The organism is Ramlibacter alkalitolerans (genome assembly GCF_016722765.1).
Classification (GTDB): domain Bacteria; phylum Pseudomonadota; class Gammaproteobacteria; order Burkholderiales; family Burkholderiaceae_C; genus Ramlibacter; species Ramlibacter alkalitolerans.
Genome location: NZ_JAEQND010000002.1, coordinates 293,682 through 314,193, shown reverse-complemented (window position 1 = coordinate 314,193; position 20,512 = coordinate 293,682). Strand labels below are relative to the sequence as shown.

At 69.7% G+C, this 20,512-nt stretch carries 19 protein-coding genes; 5 read left to right on the top strand and 14 right to left on the bottom strand.

Going from position 1 to position 20,512, the window contains the following annotated elements; all coding sequences use genetic code 11:
* Positions 1-141 precede the first annotated feature (141 nt).
* The 7 genes from secG to JI746_RS04510 form a co-directional block, all read right to left on the bottom strand.
* Complete coding sequence (gene secG, locus JI746_RS04540; RefSeq protein WP_201687602.1) at positions 142-579, bottom strand: preprotein translocase subunit SecG; 438 nt, start codon at positions 577-579, stop codon at positions 142-144.
* Between the two features lie 36 nt (positions 580-615).
* Positions 616-1,365 (bottom strand): triose-phosphate isomerase, encoded by a 750-nt coding sequence (gene tpiA / locus JI746_RS04535; protein ID WP_201687601.1) that lies wholly within the window; start codon positions 1,363-1,365, stop codon positions 616-618.
* A gap of 6 nt (positions 1,366-1,371) precedes the next feature.
* On the bottom strand, positions 1,372-2,361 hold the full coding sequence (locus JI746_RS04530) for an NAD(P)H-quinone oxidoreductase (RefSeq protein ID WP_201687600.1): 990 nt from the start codon (positions 2,359-2,361) through the stop codon (positions 1,372-1,374).
* A gap of 76 nt (positions 2,362-2,437) precedes the next feature.
* A complete protein-coding gene (pnp, locus tag JI746_RS04525; protein ID WP_201687599.1) occupies positions 2,438-4,777 on the bottom strand; it encodes a polyribonucleotide nucleotidyltransferase in 2,340 nt (779 codons plus the stop codon).
* A gap of 191 nt (positions 4,778-4,968) precedes the next feature.
* Positions 4,969-5,232 (bottom strand): 30S ribosomal protein S15, encoded by a 264-nt coding sequence (rpsO, locus tag JI746_RS04520; RefSeq protein WP_201687598.1) that lies wholly within the window; start codon positions 5,230-5,232, stop codon positions 4,969-4,971.
* Positions 5,233-5,566: 334 nt separating this feature from the next.
* A complete protein-coding gene (locus tag JI746_RS04515; protein WP_201687597.1) occupies positions 5,567-6,742 on the bottom strand; it encodes a pyridoxal phosphate-dependent aminotransferase in 1,176 nt (391 codons plus the stop codon).
* Between the two features lie 13 nt (positions 6,743-6,755).
* A complete protein-coding gene (locus JI746_RS04510) occupies positions 6,756-8,027 on the bottom strand; it encodes a branched-chain amino acid ABC transporter substrate-binding protein (RefSeq protein WP_201687596.1) in 1,272 nt (423 codons plus the stop codon).
* A 140-nt stretch (positions 8,028-8,167) separates the two neighbouring features.
* On the opposite strand from JI746_RS04510, the gene JI746_RS04505 reads away from it, so the two are divergent.
* Positions 8,168-8,530, top strand: coding sequence for an Hsp20/alpha crystallin family protein (locus JI746_RS04505; protein ID WP_201687595.1), 363 nt, complete (start codon positions 8,168-8,170; stop codon positions 8,528-8,530).
* A gap of 527 nt (positions 8,531-9,057) precedes the next feature.
* Here the strand turns inward: JI746_RS04505 and JI746_RS04500 are convergent.
* Entirely contained in the window at positions 9,058-9,450 is a 393-nt protein-coding gene (locus JI746_RS04500; RefSeq protein WP_201687594.1) for a tautomerase family protein, read from the bottom strand.
* A 3-nt stretch (positions 9,451-9,453) separates the two neighbouring features.
* Positions 9,454-9,645 (bottom strand): hypothetical protein, encoded by a 192-nt coding sequence (locus tag JI746_RS04495; protein WP_201687593.1) that lies wholly within the window; start codon positions 9,643-9,645, stop codon positions 9,454-9,456.
* A gap of 129 nt (positions 9,646-9,774) precedes the next feature.
* Between JI746_RS04495 and JI746_RS04490 the strand changes: the two genes are divergently transcribed.
* A complete protein-coding gene (locus JI746_RS04490) occupies positions 9,775-10,668 on the top strand; it encodes a LysR family transcriptional regulator (RefSeq protein ID WP_201687592.1) in 894 nt (297 codons plus the stop codon).
* 17 nt (positions 10,669-10,685) lie between these two features.
* Here JI746_RS04490 and JI746_RS04485 read toward each other — a convergent pair whose 3' ends face one another.
* Positions 10,686-11,327 carry a class I SAM-dependent methyltransferase gene (locus JI746_RS04485; RefSeq protein WP_201687591.1) on the bottom strand — a complete coding sequence of 214 codons (642 nt, stop codon included), beginning with the start codon at positions 11,325-11,327 and terminating at the stop codon, positions 10,686-10,688.
* Between the two features lie 91 nt (positions 11,328-11,418).
* Entirely contained in the window at positions 11,419-12,453 is a 1,035-nt protein-coding gene (tsaD, locus tag JI746_RS04480; RefSeq protein WP_201687590.1) for a tRNA (adenosine(37)-N6)-threonylcarbamoyltransferase complex transferase subunit TsaD, read from the bottom strand.
* A gap of 45 nt (positions 12,454-12,498) precedes the next feature.
* Here tsaD and JI746_RS04475 point away from each other — a divergent pair, with 45 nt between their 5' ends.
* The 3 genes from JI746_RS04475 to nirD all read left to right on the top strand — a co-directional run bounded on the left by JI746_RS04475 (position 12,499) and on the right by nirD (position 16,788).
* On the top strand, positions 12,499-13,713 hold the full coding sequence (locus JI746_RS04475) for a nitrate regulatory protein (RefSeq protein WP_201687589.1): 1,215 nt from the start codon (positions 12,499-12,501) through the stop codon (positions 13,711-13,713).
* 274 nt (positions 13,714-13,987) lie between these two features.
* Entirely contained in the window at positions 13,988-16,441 is a 2,454-nt protein-coding gene (gene nirB / locus JI746_RS04470) for a nitrite reductase large subunit NirB (protein WP_201687588.1), read from the top strand.
* A complete protein-coding gene (gene nirD, locus JI746_RS04465; RefSeq protein WP_201687587.1) occupies positions 16,438-16,788 on the top strand; it encodes a nitrite reductase small subunit NirD in 351 nt (116 codons plus the stop codon). Before nirB ends, nirD begins: the two co-directional genes overlap by 4 nt.
* 114 nt (positions 16,789-16,902) lie before the next feature.
* Here the strand turns inward: nirD and JI746_RS04460 are convergent, their stop codons facing one another.
* From JI746_RS04460 to JI746_RS04450, 3 genes are read right to left on the bottom strand one after another with little or no spacing between them, the layout of a single operon-like run.
* A complete protein-coding gene (locus JI746_RS04460; protein WP_201687586.1) occupies positions 16,903-17,637 on the bottom strand; it encodes an SDR family NAD(P)-dependent oxidoreductase in 735 nt (244 codons plus the stop codon).
* Entirely contained in the window at positions 17,634-19,010 is a 1,377-nt protein-coding gene (locus tag JI746_RS04455) for an MmgE/PrpD family protein (RefSeq protein WP_330892940.1), read from the bottom strand. The genes JI746_RS04460 and JI746_RS04455 overlap by 4 nt, the downstream gene beginning before the upstream one ends.
* Complete coding sequence (locus tag JI746_RS04450; protein WP_201687585.1) at positions 19,007-20,512, bottom strand: tripartite tricarboxylate transporter permease; 1,506 nt, start codon at positions 20,510-20,512, stop codon at positions 19,007-19,009. Before JI746_RS04450 ends, JI746_RS04455 begins: the two co-directional genes overlap by 4 nt.

Genomic DNA, 20,512 nt, shown 5'->3' with positions numbered 1-20,512 from the left:
TCCGGCAGGCTCGCGAGGAGTGCGCTTCCCTCGAAGCGCTTCGCCTATCCGTACAACCACTAAGTGTACTCTCAATCCAAGTCGTCACTGCCGGGCGGAAGCGACAGTGACCCTTGCTTGACCTAGATCACTCGGGCTGGATCACTTCGTTGGAATCTGCGCAGCGCCAGAGGCAGGCGCGACGGGCGCGGTCGTCGCCGGCGAGGTCGCGGGACCTTGCTGCGCAGGGACCGGCGTGCCGCCGCCCGGGATCTGGTTCGCCGGGTTCGGGCCCGTGGCCGAAGCGGCGGGCGCCGCGGGGGCCGCGCGCTCGAGGACGGATCCGGAGCTCACCGGCTTGACGCTGTGACTGAAGTAAGCCAGGGTCAGGGTGCAGACGAAGAATACCGCCGCCAGGATGGCCGTGGTGCGCGAGAGGAAATTCGCGCTGCCGCTGGCGCCGAACAGGCTGCCCGAGGCGCCGCTGCCGAAGGCGGCGCCCATGTCCGCGCCCTTGCCGTGCTGCAGCAGGATGAGGCCGATCATGCCCAGGGCTGTCAGCATCTGCACGGTCAGCACGATGGTCAACAAGACGTTCATTCCAAATACTCCGTTGTTATGGTCACGCGGCGCGCGTCAGGCGCTGGCCGCGGCAATGATCTGAAGGAAATCCGCGGACTTGAGCGAAGCGCCGCCGATGAGGCCGCCGTCGATGTCCGGCTGCGCCAGCAGGCTGGCCGCATTGGCCGCGTTCATGCTGCCGCCGTAGAGGATGTTCACGCGCTCGGCCTGCGGGGTCGCGGCGGCGAGCTGCTTGCGCAGCAGCGCATGCACCTGCTGCGCCTGCTCGGGCGTCGCCGTCCTGCCGGTGCCGATGGCCCACACCGGCTCGTAGGCGACCACGATCTCGCTGATGCAGTGGCCGTTGACGTGGATCACCGCCGCCATCTGGCGCTTGACCACTTCCTCGGTGCGGCCGGCCTCGCGCTCGGCCAGCGTCTCGCCGATGCACACGATGGGCGTGATGCCCAGGGCCAGCGCGGCCTTGGCCTTCTCCGCCACCAGCGCGTCGGTTTCTCCGTGGTACTGGCGCCGCTCGGAGTGGCCGACGATGGCGTAGCGCACGCCGAACTCGCGCAGCATGGCGGCCGACACTTCACCGGTGTAGGCGCCGCTGGCGTGCTGCGACACATCCTGCGCGCCCAGTTCCAGCTTCGCGCCGTGGCGCAGCATCTGCACCTGCGCCAGGTACGGCGCCGGCACGCACACGGCGACGTCGCAACCCGCGTCCTTCATCCCCGCCACCAGCGCGCGCACCAGCGCGTCGTTGGCCTCCAGGTTGCCGTTCATCTTCCAGTTGCCGGCAATCAGTTTTCTTTTCGTCATCTCGCTTTACCAGGTCAGGACGATCTTGCCGACGTGCTGGTTGGACTCCATCAGCGCATGGGCCTTCGCCGCTTCCGCGGCGGGGAAGGTGCTGTGGATCACCGGCTTGATCCTGCCGGCCTCGATCAGCGGCCACACGTTCTTCGCCAGTGATTGCGCGATCGCCGCCTTGAAGGCGACGGGCCGCGGACGCAGCGTCGAGCCCGTGATCGTGATGCGACGGCGCAGCACCAGTCCGGCGTTGAACTCGCTCTTGGTCCCGCCCTGCACCGCGATGATCACGATGCGGCCGTCCTCGTTGACGCACTTGACCTCGCGGTCGACGTAGCTGCCGGCGACCATGTCGAGGATCACGTCCACGCCCTTGCCGTCGGTGAGCTTCTTCGCTTCTTCGGCGAAGTCCTGCGTCTTGTAGTTGATGGCATGGTCCGCGCCGAGCGCGACGCAGGCCTGGCACTTGTCGTCGGAGCCGGCGGTGGCAAGCACCTTGGAGGCGCCCATCGCCTTGGCCATCTGGATCGCGGTGACGCCGATGCCGCTGGTGCCGCCCTGGACCATGAACGATTCGCCGCCCGCAAGGCGCCCACGGTCGAACACGTTGCTCCAGACGGTGAAGAAGGTCTCGGGCAGCGAAGCCGCCTCGACGTCGCTCAGGCCTTGCGGCACGGGCAGGCACTGGCCGACCGGCGCGACGCACAGTTGCGCATAGCCGCCGCCGGAGACCAGCGCGCAGACGCGGTCGCCGACCTTCAGGCCGGCGTCCTTCATCGCCTTCTCGTCGCCGGAGACGATCGTGCCCGCGACCTCCAGGCCGGGGATGTCCGACGCGCCGGGCGGCACCGGGTAGTTGCCGGTGCGCTGGAGCACGTCGGGCCGGTTCACGCCACTGGCGGTGACGCGGATCAGCAGTTCCCCCGCACCCGGCGCCGGGTCGGGGCGCTCACCGGCGCGCAGGACTTCCGGCGCGCCGTATTGCGTGATCTCGATGGCTTTCATGTTCGTTGGGCGTTGAGAGTTGGGCGTTGGGCGAAGGAGTCCACGCCGGACGCCGAACGCCCAACGTGGAACGCCATCACTGCTGGTTGCCGCCCTCGGGCGTATTGCCGCCGGATTCCTGCTGCGGCTCGGTGCGCGGCTCGCGCGGTTCGCGGTTCTCGCGCGGCTCGCGCGGGGGGCGGTCGCCACGGCCTTCGCCGCGGTCGCCGCGATCGCCACGGTCGCCACCGCGGTAATCACCGCGCGGGGGACGGTCGCCACGGTCACCGCGGTCACCGCGATCGCCACGCGGCTCGCGCGGCGGGCGGTCTTCCATGCCTTCCGGACGGTCGGCCAGCGCCTTCATGGACAGCTTCACGCGGCCCTTGTCGTCGGTCTCCAGCACCTTGACCTTCACCACCTGGCCTTCGGACAGGTAGTCGGTGACCCTCTCCACGCGCTCGTGAGCGATCTGGGAGATGTGCAGCAGGCCGTCCTTGCCGGGCAGCAGGTTGACCAGCGCGCCGAAGTCCAGGATCTTCGTGATCGGGCCTTCGTAGACCTTGCCGACTTCGACTTCGGCGGTGATCTGCTCGATGCGCTTCTTCGCCTCTTCGGCCTTGCCGGCGTCGGTGGAGGCGATGGTGATCGTGCCGTCTTCCGCGATGTCGATCTGCGTGCCCGTCTCTTCCGTCAGCGCGCGGATGACAGCGCCGCCCTTGCCGATCACGTCGCGGATCTTCTCGGGGTTGATCTTCATCGTGTACAGGCGCGGCGCCCAGGTGGACACGTCGGACTTGGCTGCGCCCAGCGCCTCCTGCATCTTGCCCAGGATGTGCATGCGCGCTTCCTTGGCCTGCGCCAGCGCGACCTGCATGATCTCCTTGGTGATGCCCTGGATCTTGATGTCCATCTGCAGCGCCGTCACGCCGTTGACCGTGCCGGCCACCTTGAAGTCCATGTCGCCGAGGTGGTCCTCGTCGCCGAGGATGTCGGTCAGCACCGCGAAGCGGTTGGCTTCCTTGATCAGGCCCATGGCGATGCCGGCCACGTGCGCCTTCAGCGGCACGCCGGCGTCCATCAGCGACAGGCAGCCGCCGCAGACCGAAGCCATCGAGGAGGAACCGTTGGACTCGGTGATCTCGGAGACCACGCGCATCACGTAGGGGAACTCCTCCTTGGAGGGCAGCACCGGGATCAGCGCCCGCTTGGCCAGGCGGCCGTGGCCGACTTCGCGCCGCTTGGTGGAGCCCATGCGGCCCGTCTCGCCGGTGGCGAAGGGAGGCATGTTGTAGTGGAACAGGAAGCGGTCCTGGAACTCGCCGGCCAGGGCGTCGATGCGCTGCGCGTCCTGCTCGGTGCCGAGCGTGGAGACCACCAGCGCCTGGGTTTCGCCGCGCGTGAAGAGGGCCGAGCCATGGGTGCGGGGCAGCACGCCGGTGCGGATCTCGATCGGGCGCACGGTGCGCGTGTCGCGGCCGTCGATGCGCGGCTCGCCGGAGAGGATCTGGCTGCGCACGATGCGCGCCTCGATGTCGAACAGCAGGTTGTCGACCTTCACCGGGTCGAACTCGACGCCCTGCTCCTTCAGCGCGGACTGCACCGAAGCGGTGGCGTCGCGCAGGGCTTGCGTGCGGGCCTGCTTGGAGCGGATCTGGTAGGCGGCGCGGATCTTCTCCTCGGCGACGGCGCTCACGCGGGCGATGAAGGCTTCGTCCTTGGCCGGCGGCTGCCAGTCCCAGACCGGCTTGCCGGCTTCGCGCACCAGTTCGTGGATGGCGTCGATCGCGATCCTGCCCTGCTCGTGGCCGAACACCACGGCGCCCAGCATCACTTCCTCGGACAGCTGCTGCGCCTCGGATTCCACCATCAGCACGGCGGCCTCGGTGCCGGCGACGACCAGATCGAGGTCGGACATCTTGCGGGCGGTCGGGCCCGGGTTCAGCACGTACTCGCCGTTGACGTAGCCCACGCGGGCAGCGCCGATCGGGCCGTTGAACGGGATGCCGGAGATGGACAGCGCGGCGGACACGCCGATCATGGCGGCGATGTCGGCGTCGACTTCGGGGTTCAGCGAGATGGTGTGGATGACCACGTGCACCTCGTTGTAGAAGCCCTCGGGGAACAGCGGGCGGATCGGGCGGTCGATCAGGCGGGAGGTGAGCGTCTCGAGTTCCGAGGGCTTGGCTTCACGCTTGAAGAAGCTGCCGGGGATCTTGCCGGCGGCGTAGGTCTTCTCGATGTAGTCGACGGTCAGGGGGAAGAAGTCCTGGCCCGGCTTGGCGGTCTTGGAGCCGACGACGGTGGCGAGCACCACCGTGTCCTCGATGTTGACCAGCACGGCGCCGCCGGCCTGGCGGGCGATCTCGCCCGTTTCCAGCGTGACGGTGTGGTTGCCCCACTGGAACGACTTGGTGACCTTGTTGAAGATGCTCATGGCATGTCCTCTTTTCTCTCGATGGGACGGAGGGGCGTGGGGCCGAACACGATGCCATTCCTAGGGGACTCGGGAGGCTCCCAAGCCCCCGAGGAATGACACAGCGCGTATCCGGTCGCGGCCGCTCCGAAGTGAAAAACGCCTGAGCCAGTTGCGCGAACCGTCTCAGGCGTTGCCTCGGTGGGGGCTGCTTACTTGCGCAGGCCCAGCTTGCCGATCAGGGCCGTGTAGCGCGAGGCGTCCTTGTCCTTCAGGTAGGCCAGGAGGCGCTTGCGGCGGTTCACCAGCTGCAGCAGGCCGCGACGGCCATGGTGGTCCTTGGCGTGCGTCTTGAAGTGCGGGGTGAGCTCGTTGATGCGGGCCGTGAGAAGCGCGACTTGCACTTCGGGGCTGCCGGTGTCGTTGGTGCCGCGCGCGTTGGCGGCGACGATCTCTGCCTTGTTGATGGCGGTCATCGGATTCCTTTGAAAGTTGTTGACTTGCGTGCGGCCTGCTGGAACGTGCGGCCGTACGTGCGCTCTGCGAGGTGCAGAACCTAGGGATTATAGCTGACGGGCAAAAGCCCCGTCATCCCCGCGCAGCGGGGACCCGGGGCCGCCGGGCGCGGCGGTGGATTCCCGCCTGCGCGGGAATGACGGCGGAGCGCTGGGTTCCCGCGCTTCGCGGGTCACCGCCACCTACGGGGGTGCCTCGACCCGGCTTTGTAGGCTGGTGGTGACGAAGGAACCCCAGCGGTGCGCGAGCGCATCGGAGCGCTGGGGTTCCCGCGCTTCGCGGGTCACCGCCAGCCTACGCGGCGGCTCGACCGGTCGGCCTGGCCAGCCACGTCCCCAGCCGGTCCACCCCCTGCCTCAGCCGTGCCACATCCTTTGACGCGAAGCACCACCGCAGCCAGCCATTCGCCTCGGGCGCGAAGGCATTGCCGGGCGCCAGCCCGATGCCCGCTTCCGCCACCAGCCGCTTCGCCAGCACGAGCGAATCGTCGAAGCCGTCGAGCTTGAAGAACGCGTACATGCCGCCCCGGGCGGGGCTCAGTTCCACCCCCGGCAGGCCCTGCAGCAGCGGCACCAGCGTGTCGCGGCAGGTCTTCAGGTGCGCCACCACCCGCGGCGTGACTTCTTCCGTGCGCTGGACTGCCTCGACGGCCGCCCGCTGCGTGAAGACACTGGCGCAGGAGGTGTTGAACTCGATCAGCTTGCCCATGTGGTGGGTCATCTGCGGCGGCATCACGAGCCAGCCCAAGCGCCAGCCCGTCATGAGAAAGCTCTTGGAAAAGCTGTGGGCGATCACCACGCGGTCCTCCGGCCCGGCCACGTCCAGGAAGCTCGGCGCGCAGGCGTTCGGCGTCGGCTCGAAGTACAGGCGCTCGTACACCTCGTCGGCCAGGATCCAGGTGCCGGTGCGGCGGCAATGGGCCAGGATCGCCTCCTGCTCGGCGCGCGTGAGCGTCCAGCCGGTCGGATTGTTCGGCGCATTGACGATCAGCAGGCGCGTGGCCGGCGTGATCGCGTCCAGCAGGCGCTGCAGGTCGAGCGTCCAGGCGCCGTCCGTGGGCGTCAGCGACACGGGCTTGAGCTTCGCGCCCATGATCCGCGCCTGCGCCGGCAGGTTGGGCCAGACCGGCGTCACGACCACCACTTCGTCGCCGGCATCCACCACCGCCTGGCAGGCGAGCATCAGCGCGTTGACGCCGCCGGACGTGACGGCGATGCGGTCGGTCCCCACCGGCCCGTGCAGCCTGGAGGTGTAGGCGGAGATGGCCTGGCGCAGCTCCGGCAGGCCGAGGTTGTGGGCGTAGAAGGTCTCGCCCGCGGTCAGCGAGGCAATGGCCGCCTCGCGGATGAAGGCGGGCGTGACTTCGTCGCTCTCCCCGAACCAGAACGGCAGCACGTCGCTGCGTCCCATGCCGGCATTGGCCACTTCACGGATCTTGGATTCTTCGAGGTCGACGACGATCTTGCGCATAGGGTCCGCAGTATCAGGCCGGGCGCGCCATCTTGCAGGCGTGGGGCAATTCGGCCTGCGCCGGCGCGATCACGCGCACGACGCGGAAGCCGTAGCCCGATCCTTCGACATCGAAGCGCACGCCGGGCGTGCCCAGCCGGTCCATCAGGCCCAGCACCAGCGGCTGCTGGAACTGGTGGTCCGCCGCACGCATGCGGCCCGCCTGGCCCGCGAAGCTCACCTGCACCTGCTCCAGCGCCAGGGCGAGCGGCACCGCCTCGACCACGCCGGCGCGCTCGATGGCCTGCGCCAGCGCCTCCACCAGCATCTGCATGCGCAGGTGCACGTAGTCGTCCGCCGGCCGCGGGAAGCGCTGCCGGAAGGACTGGTAGAAGGCCTCGCTCTCGCGCGTGGGCAGGTTCGGCAGCCACTCGGCCACGGCCAGCACCTTGCCGACGCCGGCCTCGCCGATCGCCGCCGGCGCCCCGAGCGCGTTGCCGTAGAAGGTGTAGAAGCGGCCCTCGAAGCCGATCTCGCGGGCGGCCTTCACCAGCAGCGTGAGGTCGTTGGAGAAGTTGCCCGTGATCACCGCGTCGGCGCCGCTCGCCTTGATCTTGGTGGCGTACGGCGCGAAGTCCTTGATGCGCAGCAGCGGGTGCAGTTCCTCGCCGACCACCTGCACGTCGGGGCGCTGGGCGGCGAGCTGGCGGCGCGCCTCGCGCTGCACCGCGTGGCCGAAGCTGTAGTCCGGATTGAGCAGGTACACCGAGCGCAGCGCGCGGTCGTCGCGCAGAACGGACATCAGCGCCGCCATGCGCATGTCGGCATGGGCGTCGAAGCGGAAGTGCCAGAAGCTGCACTTCTCGTTGGTGAGGATCGGGTCGACGGCGGAGTAGTTGAGGAACACCACGCGGCGCTCCGGCTCGCGCTCGTTGTGCCGGTTGATCGCCTCGATCAGCGCGGCGGCGACCGCCGACGAATTGCCCTGGAGGATCACGCGCGCGCCGTCGTCGATGGCCGAGCGCAGTGCCGACAGCGCTTCCTCGATCTGGCCCTTGCTGTCGTAGCGATCGAGCTGCAGCGCCCGCGCGCCGGCACGGGTGCGCACGCCACCGCGCTGGTTCACGCGCTCCACGGCCCACGCGAGATTGCGGAACACCGCCTCGCCGCCGTTGGCGTTGCCGCCGGACAGGCCCTCGATCATCGCCAGCTTGATCGGCGCCGTGGCGGGCTGGGCGCGCGCGAACGCGGGGAGAAATGCCGCTGCAGCGGCCGTTTTCAAGACCGTGCGCCGAAGAATTTTCATGCCTGGAAATCTCTTGAAATGTCGTGGCTGGTGCGCAGATGGGGACCAGGCGGCGATCGAATGCGAGAGCCGCGAAGTTTAAGGGACGCGGCGACAGGAGCCGCCCGCGCCCGATGCCATCCACCCAGAGGAGTTTGACCATGTTGTTCGCCCCCGCCCTTCGTACCCATCGCGCCTTCGACCGCAGCTTCGAGCGCTTCCTCGCCGACTCCGTGTTCCAGCCGGTCGCCCAGGCGGCCAAGGTGGAACAGAACGGCGAGGCCTGGACCCTCTCGCTCGACGTGCCCGGCGTGGCGCGCGAGCAGCTCGCCATCGACGTCGACGGCACCGTCCTGAGCGTCAAGACCGTGGAAGGCGCGCCGCGTCAGTACAAGGCCGCCTACGAATTTCCGGCCGACATCGACACCGACGCGACCAGCGCGAAGCTGGAAAACGGCGTGCTGACGCTGACCGTCGGCAAGAAGAAGCCGGTCGTGACGGCGCGCCAGATCGCGGTGCAGTAACTGCTGGACTTGCCGCGCAGAGCGGGGGGACATCCGTCATCCCCGCGCAGGCGGGGACCCAGAGGGGGCGCGATGAGCGCCCTCTTTTGTTTTCCGGGGGCGTCACGCCGGCCGGCGCACGGTGCGTGCCCGCAATGGTGAAGGTCCGGCGGCTTCGCGCGCCGGACTTCCCCGGAAAATCGGGCCTGCCGGCACGCGCAACATAAGTCCCTGCGAGTTTGCCGCGCGCGGCAAACTCTCCGGTCCAACAAATGTTGCGAGCATGTCCACGTACGCGAGGCTCACATCGCTGTCGCTGTGTAGCCTCGCTGTGCCGGCAGGCCCGATTTTCCGGGCATCACCAACGCGGTCCCGCACCGTGCCCCGGCCGTCGCGACGATCGGCCGTGTCGTCGTTGGCGTGACGAGGCCCGTCGGGATTTCCGACGCACAGCGCTTCGCGCTCTCTGGGTTCCCGCGATGCGCGGGAATGACGCAGGGGCGCTGAGGCTGCGCTGCCCAAGATCGTTACGCAGCCCAACGACAGCTTCACAGCACCGGCACCGTCATCCTGCGCGCAGCCTGCGTCCGCCCCCCGTAGCCCCAATCCGTCGCCGGCACCTCTTGCACGACCACATAACTCCCCTCCTCCAACGGCCCGAGCTGCTGCTGCAGTTCCTGCCACGCGGCGGCGATGAAATCCTCCTTCTCCTCGACGCTGTTCGTCCCCTCGGTCACGCGGATCTCCAGCATCGCGGTCGGATCGCGCGGATTGCGGCCGCCGATGAACCATCGGCCCGGCCACAGTTCCTCGATCACCACGGCCGTGACCTCGCGGCGCTTGCCCAGCACCTCGGTGGAGAGGTCCGTCAGGCGCCGGGCCAGCAGGCCGAGGCGCTCCGTGGATTGCGGCGGGGTGATCTTCAGTTGCAGCGTGGGCATGGTTCAGGCCTCCGGGAACAGGGTTTCGGTGCGCGACGGGCGCACCAGCCGGCGCAGCAGCGCCCTCCAGGCGATGCGGACGCCAGCACCGACGGCATGCCAGAAGGCCCCGATCGCCTCCTGCCGCAGGCCCTCAGCACGCAGGGCGGCGGCTTCCATCTGGCGGGCGAAGGCTTCGGTGCAGCGGTAGTCCATGCGGCTCTCCTGGAGGGTGGATGCGAGCAAGCCACTCTAGGAAGCGCGCGGCCCGGGCGAAACGGCGCCGGCCGCAAATCGGTTTTGCGCCGGCTGCAAGGCCTTGCGCGGACCGCTAGCATCGGCGCCATGCAGCAACTGCAGTTCGACGAGATGGCGCTCTATGCGCGCGTGGCCGAACTCGGCTCGCTCTCGGCCGTCGCGCGCGAGCGGGACGTGCCCGTCAGCCAGGTCTCGCGCACGCTGGCGCGGCTCGAAAAGGCCTGCGGCGCACGGCTCATGCACCGCTCCACCCATGGCCTCTCGCTCACCGACGAAGGGCGCACCTTCCTCGCCTACAGCCGCCGCGCGCTCGACACGCTGGAGGAAATGCAAGGCGCGTTCGCAGCGCGCTCGGGCGAACCGAGCGGCCCGGTGCGCGTGGCGGCGAGTTCGCTGGTCGCCGAGTACCGGCTGGTGCCCAGCCTCGGCGGCCTGGCGGCGCGCCATCCGCGCCTGCAGCTCGAGCTCGAAGTCGGCGACCGGCTGGTGGACATGGTGCGCGAAGGCATCGACATCGCGATCCGCACCGTGAACAACCTCCCGGACACCGTGGTCGCGCGGCAGATCGGCGCGCTGGGCCGCGCCCTCTACGCGGCACCCGCGTATGCGCAGGCACGCGGCCTGCCTGCACGCCCCGAGGAACTGGCGGCGCACGCGCTCGTCACCAACAACGCGGTCACGTTCCTCAACGAGTGGCCGTTCCGGGTCGAGGGCGAGGCCCGGGCCTACCCGGCGCGCGGCCAATGGCGCGCCAACGACTCCGGCACGGTGGCCCAGATGGTGCTGCAAGGCCTGGGCATCGGCCGGCTCAACACGTGGGTGGGCGAGGCGCTCGTGGCGCAGGGGCTGCTGGTGGAGGTGCTGGCGGGCTTCATCGATCCGCAACCGGTGCCGGTGTACGCCGTCACGGCGCCGACGCGCCATCGGCTGCCGAAGATCAAGGCCTGCCTGGACTACTGGGAGGAATGGTTCGCGCGCTAGAAGCGTCGGCTCCGGCCTCAGACCGGCTTGCGCGCCACCATGCCGATGAGCGCCGAGCGTCCCTTGTGCCCTGCGCCCTCGGCGAGGTCGGCGTCGTATTCCCTGATTTCCAGGATCTCGAGGTCCGGGAAGCCTTCGCGCAGCAGCTGCGGCGTGTACATGTGCGAGGCGAAGGGCGGCCCGCCGGTGCGGTATTCGAGCTGGCGCGGGGTGTACCCCTGCAGCACCACCTTGCCCCCGGGCTTGAGGCATTCGGCCATGCCGCGGAAGATGCGCGCGCGCAGCACCGGATCGGCGAACTGGATGAAGATCGCCACCACGCCGTCGTAGAGGCCCCGCGGCCACTGCAGGGTGGCGATGTCGGCGACGGCGAAGTTCACCTTCACGCCCGTGATGCGGGCGAAGTCGCGCGCCTTGCGCACGCCCACTTCGGAAATGTCGAAGGCATCGACGGTCAGGCCCTGCTGCGCCAGCCAGACGCTGTTGCGGCCTTCCCCGTCGGCGACGGAGAGCACGCGCTCGCCCGCCTCCCACAGGGAAGCGTGGTCGTGCAGCCAGGCGTTGGGCTCCGTGCCGAACAGGTAACCCGCTTCGGAGAAGCGCCGGTTCCACGTGCCGGCGGGGTCCTCGAAGGCGGAGGGCGAGGCCGAATCACTCATGGATTCATCTTAGGCAAGGCTGCCTGTCGCGGCGCTTGCAGGAAACCCGCGCTCCGCCGGACGGCAGAGCTAGGCCAGCGACGTGTCGGGCTCAGGCCACCAGCGCCTGCAAGGGCCAGCGCGGCTTCACGTCGAAGGCATAGGAGGTCGTCGCCTCCTGCGCGCCGGCCTGCAGGCGCATGGCGGCGGCCAGGGCGATCATGGCCCCGTTGTCGGTGCAGAGGGCCAGCTCGGGATAGTGCACGCGCACCCCGCGCCTGGCGCAGGCAGCGTCGAGCTGTTCGCGCAGGCGTCGGTTCGCACCCACGCCGCCGGCCACGACGATGCGCTGGCTGCCGCTGCGGTCGAGCGCCGCCAGGGATTTTCTGACCAGCACCTCCACGATCGCGGCCTCGGTCGATGCGGCCAGGTCGGCCTTGCGCGCCTCGAGCGCGTCGCCGAGCTTGCGCACCTGCGTGAGCACGGCCGTCTTCAGTCCGGCAAAGGAGAAGTCGAGGTCGCCGCTGTGCAGCAGCGGGCGTGGCAGCCTGAAGGCGGCCGGATCGCCTTGTTGCGCAAGGCGCGAGAGCGCCGGCCCGCCGGGATAGCCGAGGCCCATGAGCTTGGCCGACTTGTCGAAGGCCTCGCCGGCGGCGTCGTCGATGGTTTCGCCCAGCATCGTGTAGCGGCCGACGCCGTCGACCTGCATCAGTTGCGTGTGGCCGCCGGAGACCAGCAAGGCGACGAAGGGGAACTCCGGCGGATCCGCGCTCAGGAACGGCGACAGCAGGTGGCCTTCGAGGTGGTGCACGCCCAGCACCGGCCGGCCCAACGCCGCCCCCAGCGCGCAGGCGACGCCGGCACCCACCAGCAGCGCGCCGGCCAGGCCCGGGCCGCGCGTGTAGGCGACCACGTCGACCTCGGGCAATCCGCGTTGCGCCTGGGCCAGCACCTCTTGCGCCAGCGGCAGCACGCGGCGGATGTGGTCGCGGCTGGCCAGCTCCGGCACCACGCCGCCGTAGGCCTGGTGCATCTCGATCTGGCTGTGCAATGCGTGCGCGAGCAGGCGCGGGACGCCCGGGCCGTCCGCCTGCACCAGCGCGACGCCGGTTTCATCGCAGGAAGACTCGATGCCCAGGACCAACATCCGCCCTAGTTTATCCGCGGCATGGTTGTTGCTGCAGTGCTGGGGATGAAATCCGCAACCAGCTTCCTCCTTGCCGCGCGCCAGTGCGAGATCGCCGAACTCGAGGAGCTCGCCCGCACCAGCGAGCTCGTCGGCGCCACCGGCCGCTTCATCCACGCCCTGCAGCGCGAGCGCGGCATCTGCAACGTCTTCCTCGGATCGCATGGCACCCGCTTCGCGGCGCAGCGGCTGCGGCAGGTCGAGGAGTGCGAGGCGCTCGAAGGCCAGGTGCGCGCGCAGTTCGAAGCGCTGGAGACCGGAGCCTTGCCGGTGCGCAACGGCTCCCGCCTCTTCAGCCGCGTGGCCGTGGTGCTGAATGCGCTCGATGGGCTTGCGGCGCTGCGGGCACGGATCGCGCGCCAGGCGCTGTCGGCGCGCGATGCGACCGCGGCCTACGTGCGGCTCGTGAACAGGCTGCTCGGCGTGGTGTTCGAGTCCGCGGACACCGCCAGCGACCCCAAGGTCTCGCGCGCGCTGGTGGCGATGTTCAACTTCATGCAGGGCAAGGAACTGGCCGGGCAGGAGCGCGCGCTCGGGGCCAGCGTGTTCGCGGCCGGCTACATCAATGCCTCGGGCCAGCAGCAGTGGCGCCACCTGATCGAGTCGCAGCAGGCCTGCTTCCAGGTCTTCACCGACTGCGCGGACGCCGAGGTGCAGCGCGCCGACCAGGCGAGCCGCGATCCCGCGGCGCTGGCCGAACTGGAGCGGCTGCGCCGCATCGGCTGCAGCACGCGCCGCGAGCTGGATCCCGCCCTGAGCCAGGCCTGGTACGAGTGCGCCACCGTGCGCATCGACGCCCTGCGCGCGGTGGAGGACGTGCTGGCACGCCACCTGCGCGAGCTGTGCGAGGCGCGCATCGCGCAGGCACGCTCGGAGTTGCGCGACCAGCGCGCGATGCTCGCTGCGCTGGCCAGCGAGCCGGTCGCCGGGAACGGCGCGCCCTTCGGCCCGCACCTGGAGCGCTCGATCCTCGGCATGGTGCAGGAGCAGTCGCGGCGGCTGCAGGCGATGAGCGACGAGCTCGATGCGGTGCGCAACTCGCTCACCGAGCGCAAGGTGGTCGAGCGCGCCAAGGGCCTGCTGATGGCGCACCGCCAGATGACCGAGGACGACGCCTACAAGGCCCTGCGCCAGATGGCCATGAACCAGAACCGGCGCATCGTCGACGTTGCGCAGGCGGTGCTGTCCTTGGCGGACGTGCTGCCGGGCGTGCCGGGCTGAGCGCTGCACACGCGCCGGGTAGGCTGGCGGTGGAGCGCAGCGCAACCCCAGCGATGCGCGAAGCGCTGGGGTTCCGGCGCGTTCGCGCGTCACCGCCAGCCTACGGTGCACGCTTTGCGTGCACGCCGCACCATTCCACGCCACGGCGGCCTGTCCTGGCCTGGCACGCTCCCTGCAATCCACTCCGCATCGGGTGCAACGCTGCACCCGCGCCGTGCGCACAACGTGGTGTGCTGACCTGAACCCGGAACACAGATCCCAGGAGTCACCACGCATGAAGAAGATGAAGCTCGTGATGATCGGCAACGGCATGGCCGGCGTGCGCACGATCGAGGAACTGCTGAAGATCGCCCCCGAGCTGTACGACATCGCCGTGTTCGGGGCCGAGCCGCACCCGAACTACAACCGCATCCTGCTGTCGCCGGTCTTGGCGGGCGAACAGACGCTGGACGAGATCGTCCTGAACTCCTGGGACTGGTACGCGCAGAACCGCATCCGCCTGCACGCCGGCAGGAAAGTGGTGCAGATCGACCGGGTACGACGCATCGTGCGCGCCGCGGACGGCACCGAGGAGGCCTACGACCGGCTGCTGCTCGCCACCGGCTCGAATCCCTTCATCCTGCCCGTGCCGGGCAAGGACCTCGAAGGCGTGATCGCCTACCGCGACATCGCCGACACGAATGCGATGATCGAAGCGGCGCAGAAGTACCGCAAGGCGGTGGTGATCGGCGGCGGCCTGCTGGGCCTCGAAGCGGCCAACGGGCTGATGAAGCGCGGCATGGACGTGAGCGTGGTCCACGTCATGCCCTGGCTGATGGAGCGCCAACTCGATGACGTCGCCGGCAGGCTGCTGCAGAAATCGCTGGAAGAGCGCGGCCTGAAGTTCCTGATCGGCGCCCACACCCGGGAACTGGTCGGCCGCCCGGACGGACGCGTCAAAGCCATCCGGTTCCAGGACGGCTCGCAGGCGGACGCCGACCTTGTCGTGATGGCCGTCGGCATCCGCCCGAATACCGAGCTGGCCGAGCAGTCCGGCCTGCACTGCCAGCGCGGCATCGTGGTGCACGACACGATGCAGACCGTGACCGACGCGCGCATCTACTCGGTGGGCGAATGCGCGGCGCACCGCGGCATCGCCTACGGCCTCGTCGCGCCGCTGTTCGAGCAGGCCAAGGTGGCGGCCAACCACCTGGCGCAGTTCGGCATCGGCCGCTACACCGGCTCGCTCACCTCCACCAAGCTGAAGGTCACCGGGATCGACCTGTTCTCCGCCGGCGACTTCATGGGCGGCGAGGGCACGGAGGAGATCGTGATGAGCGACCCCACGGCCGGCGTCTACAAGAAGCTGGTGATCCGCCAGGACAAACTGGTCGGCGCCTGCCTGTACGGGGACACCGTGGATGGCAGCTGGTACTTCAAGCTGCTGCGCGAGGGCCGCAGGATCGCCGACATCCGCGACAAGCTGATGTTCGGCGAGTCCAACCTGGGCGACGCCGGGCACCAGGGCCAGAACAAGGCCGCGTCCATGGCGGACGCCGACGAGGTGTGCGGCTGCAACGGCGTGACCAAGGGCGCCATCTGCAGGTCGATCAAGGAAAAAGGCCTGTTCACGCTGGACGAGGTGCGCAGGCACACCAAGGCGAGCGCCTCCTGCGGCTCCTGCACCGGCCTGGTCGAACAGATCATCATGTTCACCGCCGGCGGCGACTACTCCGCCGCACCGAAGAAGAAGGCGCTGTGCGGCTGCACCGAGCACAGCCACCAGGAAGTGCGCGACGCGATCCGCAACAACCGGCTGCTCACGATCGCCGGCACGATGGCGTTCATGGAATGGCGCACGCCGAACGGCTGCGCCTCCTGCCGCCCGGCGCTGAACTACTACCTGCTCTCGACCTGGCCGAAAGAGGCCAGGGACGACCCGCAGTCGCGCTACATCAACGAGCGCAGCCACGCGAACATCCAGAAGGACGGCACGTATTCGGTCATCCCGCGCATGTGGGGCGGCGAGACGACCGCCTCCGAGCTGCGCCGCATCGCCGATGTCGTCGACAAGTACCGGATCCCGACGGTGAAGGTCACGGGGGGCCAGCGCATCGACCTGCTGGGGGTGAAGAAGGAGGACCTGCGCAAGGTCTGGCAGGACCTCGGCATGCCCTCCGGCCACGCGTATGCGAAGGCGCTGCGCACCGTCAAGACCTGCGTCGGCAGCGAGTGGTGCCGCTTCGGCACCCAGGACTCGACGCAGATGGGCAAGGACCTGGAGCGGGCGCTCTGGCGCATGTACGCGCCGCACAAGGTGAAGCTGGCCGTCTCGGGCTGCCCCCGCAACTGCGCCGAATCGGGCATCAAGGACGTCGGCGTGATCGGCGTCGATTCCGGCTGGGAGATCACCATCGGCGGCAACGGCGGCATCAAGACGGAAGCCGGCCAGTTCTTCTGCAAGGTGAAGACCGGCGCGGAAGTGCTGGAATACAGCGGCGCCTTCCTGCAGCTCTATCGCGAGGAAGGCTGGTACCTCGAACGCACCGTGCACTACCTCCAGCGCGTGGGCCTGGAGTACGTGAGGAAGAAGATCCTGGACGACCCCGAAGGCCGCAAGGCGCTGTGGGAGCGGCTGCAGTTCGCCCTCGACGGCGAGCCCGACCCCTGGTTCGAACAGGACAAGGCGGCGGTCGACATCCGCCAGTTCACCAGGCTGCAGACCGAAGAGGAAGGACAGACGGCATGAAAGGCAAGGACTGGACGGTGATCTGCCGCGTCGACGACATCCCGGTGCTGGGCGCGCGGCGCGTGGCCCGCGCGCGCGGCATCGACGTGGCCGTGTTCCGCAACGGCGAGGACCAGGTGTTCGCCCTGCTCGATCGCTGCCCGCACAAGGGCGGCCCGCTGTCGCAGGGCATCGTGTTCGGCACCAGCGTGGCCTGCCCGTTGCACAACTGGACGATCGGGCTGGACGACGGCAAGGCGAAGGCACCGGACGCGGGCTGCGCGCAGCGCTTCGCGTGCCGGGTGCAGGATGGACAGGTGATGCTCGATCCGGTGGAACTGGCCACGCTGGGGCTCGATGCGGGGTGAAGCGCTGGGGTTTCGCTGGCGCTCCACCGCCAGCCTACTGGGGCCAGCCCCTTCGACCAAGGGTTTCGGCGCCGTAGGCTGGCGGTGACGCGCGCAGCGCCGGAACCCCAGCGATCACCCCCCGAGATACGCCCCACCATTCACGTGGATCACCTGCCCCGTGACATAGCGTCCGTGCGGACCCGCCAGCCAGCACACCGCCTGCGCCACTTCCTCCGGCAGCCCGGCGCGGCCGACCAGCGTGCGCCGCGAGGCGTGGTGGTGCGGCTTGCCGCCGGGACGGCTGGTGTCGATCAGGCCGGGCGCGACGCAATTCACCGTGATGCCCTGCGGCGACAGCTCGGTGGCCAGCGCGCGCGTCATGCCGACCAGGCCGGCCTTGGCGGTGACCACGTGCACCCGCCTGCTCGCGCCGGTGTGTGCCGTCAGGCCGCCGATGTTGACGATGCTGGCCTGGCCGCTGGCCTTCAGCAGCGGCAGCGCCGCCTGGGTGCAATGGAAGGCGCCATCCAGGCACACCGCCAGCGCCTTGCGCCAGGCGTCGAACTCCATCTGGTCGAAGGCCGACTCCTCGCGCACGGCGGCGTTGTTGACCAGCACGTCGAGGCGCCCATAGCGCTGCTTCACGCGCGCCACCATGGCGTCGACCGCATCGCGGTCGGCGACGTCGGCGCGCATCACGACGCCCTGCCCGCCCGCCGCCTCGATCTCGCGCACCACCGAGCGCCCCTGCTCCTCGTTCGAGCGCACGTTCACGATCACCGCGGCGCTCTCGCGCGCCAGGGCGAGCGCGATCGCCCGGCCGATGTTGCGGCCGCCGCCGGTGACCAGGGCGACGCGGGAGATCATTCGCAGCGCAGCCCCCGCAGGTCCACCCGCGGTGCGTCCAGCAGTCCGGTGAGCAGGGCCAGCAGCTCGCGGGCGCGGTGTTCTTCCACCCCGCCGTAGGCGCAGTTGGCGCGGAACTTCTTCACCAGGTCGTCGAAGGACAGCGGCTCCTCCACGCCGCCGCGGAAATGCCCCTGCCGCACTTCCCGCACCTCGCCGCTGCGCAAGGTCACGCGCAGGTGGCCCGTGAACTGGCGCGGATACGGGTTGGCCGGATCGACCACGTAGCGCACCTTGGCCGCCAGCGCGCGGACCCTGGGATCGTGCACCACCGCCTCCTCGTAGTCGGCGAGGCCGGCGTCGTCGCGCAGCAGGCCCACGGCGATCGCGTACGGGATGCTGAACTTGGCGGCGTAGCCATTGGGCGGATCCTGCTTGTTCGCCAGCGGCTCCCACAGCCGGTGCACGATGCCCTCGGCCGTCTCGCATTCGATGCTTTCCACCTGCGACACGTCCAGTCCCTGGGCGACCAGCCGGCGCGCGCAGTCGATGTAGGGATGCGCCATGGTGCCGCAGGCGTAAGGCTTGAACGCGATGTCGGCGGCCAGCCAGCGCGCGCCGAAGCCCTCCAGCATGTCGCCGAAGCGGCCTTCGTGCGTGCGCGCGAACGCCCAGTAGAAGCCGTGCTCGCCTTCGAACAGCGTGCGCGGCCCGGTGAAGCCCGCCTGCGCCATGCGCGCCGCCCGGTAGCCGGCCTGCGCCGCCCAGCCCGGGTGCATGCGCTTGGTCCAGGCGCCCTCGGCCAGGTATTCGATGATCCCGGAGGCCATGCTGCCGGCGATGCCCATCGCGTCCACCAGCTGCTTCGCGTCCAGCTGCAGGGCCGCGCCCACGCCGGCCGCCGCGCCGACCGCGCCGAACACCGCCGTGGGATGGAAGCCGGCCTTGTGCACCAGCTTGGGCGCCACCAGGCACATGCGGCAGATCACCTCGGCGCCGACCGCCAGGCCGCGCCCGAGCTCGGCGCCGCCCAGTCCGTGCCGTTCGGCCGTGGCCAGCAGGGCCGGCACGACCACCGCGCCCGCATGCGCCGGCCCGCCTTCGTAGGTGTCGTCGTAATCCTCGCCGTGGGCCGCCGTGCCGTTGCACAGGGCCGCCATCGCGACGTTGCGCGGCTGCGCATGGCCGATGACCGTGCACTCGCCGGGATCGTCGCTCGCGCTCAGGGTGGCGCGCACGAAGTCGGTATGGCGCGCCGCGATGCAGATCCCGCCCACGTCCATCAGCAGCGAGCGGCAGACCGCCCGCATCGCGCCGGGCGCCCCGGCGGGAAGCGCCGCGATGCCCTGCGCCAGCCGTTCTGCCACCGTCTTGTCGGGAGGGGTTGCGCTCACGTCGTCTGCTCCTCGAGGGCGGTGCGCCGGCGGCGCGGTCCGCGGATTTCCTGCCAGGTCGAATAGAGGGCCAGCGCCGCGGCGGCGACGAGCAGCGCCAGCGACACCCGGTCGGTGAAGAAGATCGCGTGGTCGCCGCCGGACAGCAGCAGGCTGCGCCGGTAGTTGGACTCGATCATGAACCCGAGCACCACGCCCAGCACCATCGGCAGCAGGGGCACGCGGCACAGGCGCAGCACGTAGCCGAGCGCGCCGATGGCCAGCACGAGGCCGACTTCGAACAGGCTCTGGTGCACCGAGTACACGCCCGAGACGACCAGCGCCAGGATGAAGGCGATCAGCCACGGCTTGGGCCGGTTCACCAGCCAGATGCAGGGGGTGAGGATGACCAGGCCGATCAGCAGCATGGCGATATTGGCGATCAGAAGCCCGGCGTACAGGCCGTAGACGACCTCGGGCGCCTTCTCGAACAGCATCGGCCCGGGCTGCAGGCCGTGCACCAGGAAGCCCCCGAGCAGGATCGCGGCGGAATTGGAGCCGGGAATGCCGAGGCTCAGGAGCGGCACCAGGGCCGTCGCCGTCACGACGTTGTTGGCCGATTCCGGCGCCGCGACGCCCTCCGGCGAGCCCTGGCCGAATTCCTCCGGGTGCTTCGACCAGCGCCGGGCCTCGGAGTACGACATGAAGGCGGCGACCGTGCCGCCGGCGCCGGGCGTCACGCCCTCGAAGGTGCCGATCGCGCAGCCGATCGCCGTCGGCCGCGCGAGCCGCCGGGCCATGGCCCAGTCCGGCAGCTTCAGGCGCGTGTCTCCCGCGTCGGCGCGGGCCCATGCCGGTTCGCTCACCTGCACCAGCATCTCGGAGACGGCGAACAGGCCCACCATCACCAGCAGCGGCTTGATGCCCCCGAGCAGTTCCGGCTGGTCGAAGGTGAAGCGCGACACGCCGGACACGGGGTCCGATCCCACCATCGCCAGCATCAGCCCGAGCAACGCAGCCAGCAGGCCCTTGAGCAAGGAGCCGCCGGACAGGCTGGCGATCACCGAGATGCCGAGGATGCCCAGCGCGAAATAGGCCATCGGCGTGAACGACAGCGCCACATTGGCCAGCGGCCGGGTCGCGGTGACCAGCACGACCAGCCCGAACAATCCGCCCACGAACCCCGCGATCAGCGAGATGCCCAGCGCTTCGCCGGCCCGGCCCTGGCGCGCCATCTCGTAGCCGTCCACCGTGGTCGCGGCGGCCGAATTGGTGCCGGGCGTGCGGATCAGGATGGCGGGGATCGAGCCGCCGTATTCCGCGCCGACGTAGACGCTGGCCAGCAGCACCATGGCCGTGACCGGCTGCATGCCGTAGGTCATGGGCAGCAGGATGGCCATCGCGATGGAGGGCGAGATGCCCGGCAGCGCGCCGCCGAGGATGCCCCACAGCACGCCCAGGAAGGCAGCAGGGATCGCCCAGCTGCCGGTGAGCGCCGAGAGGGCGTGCAGCAGGGCCTCCAT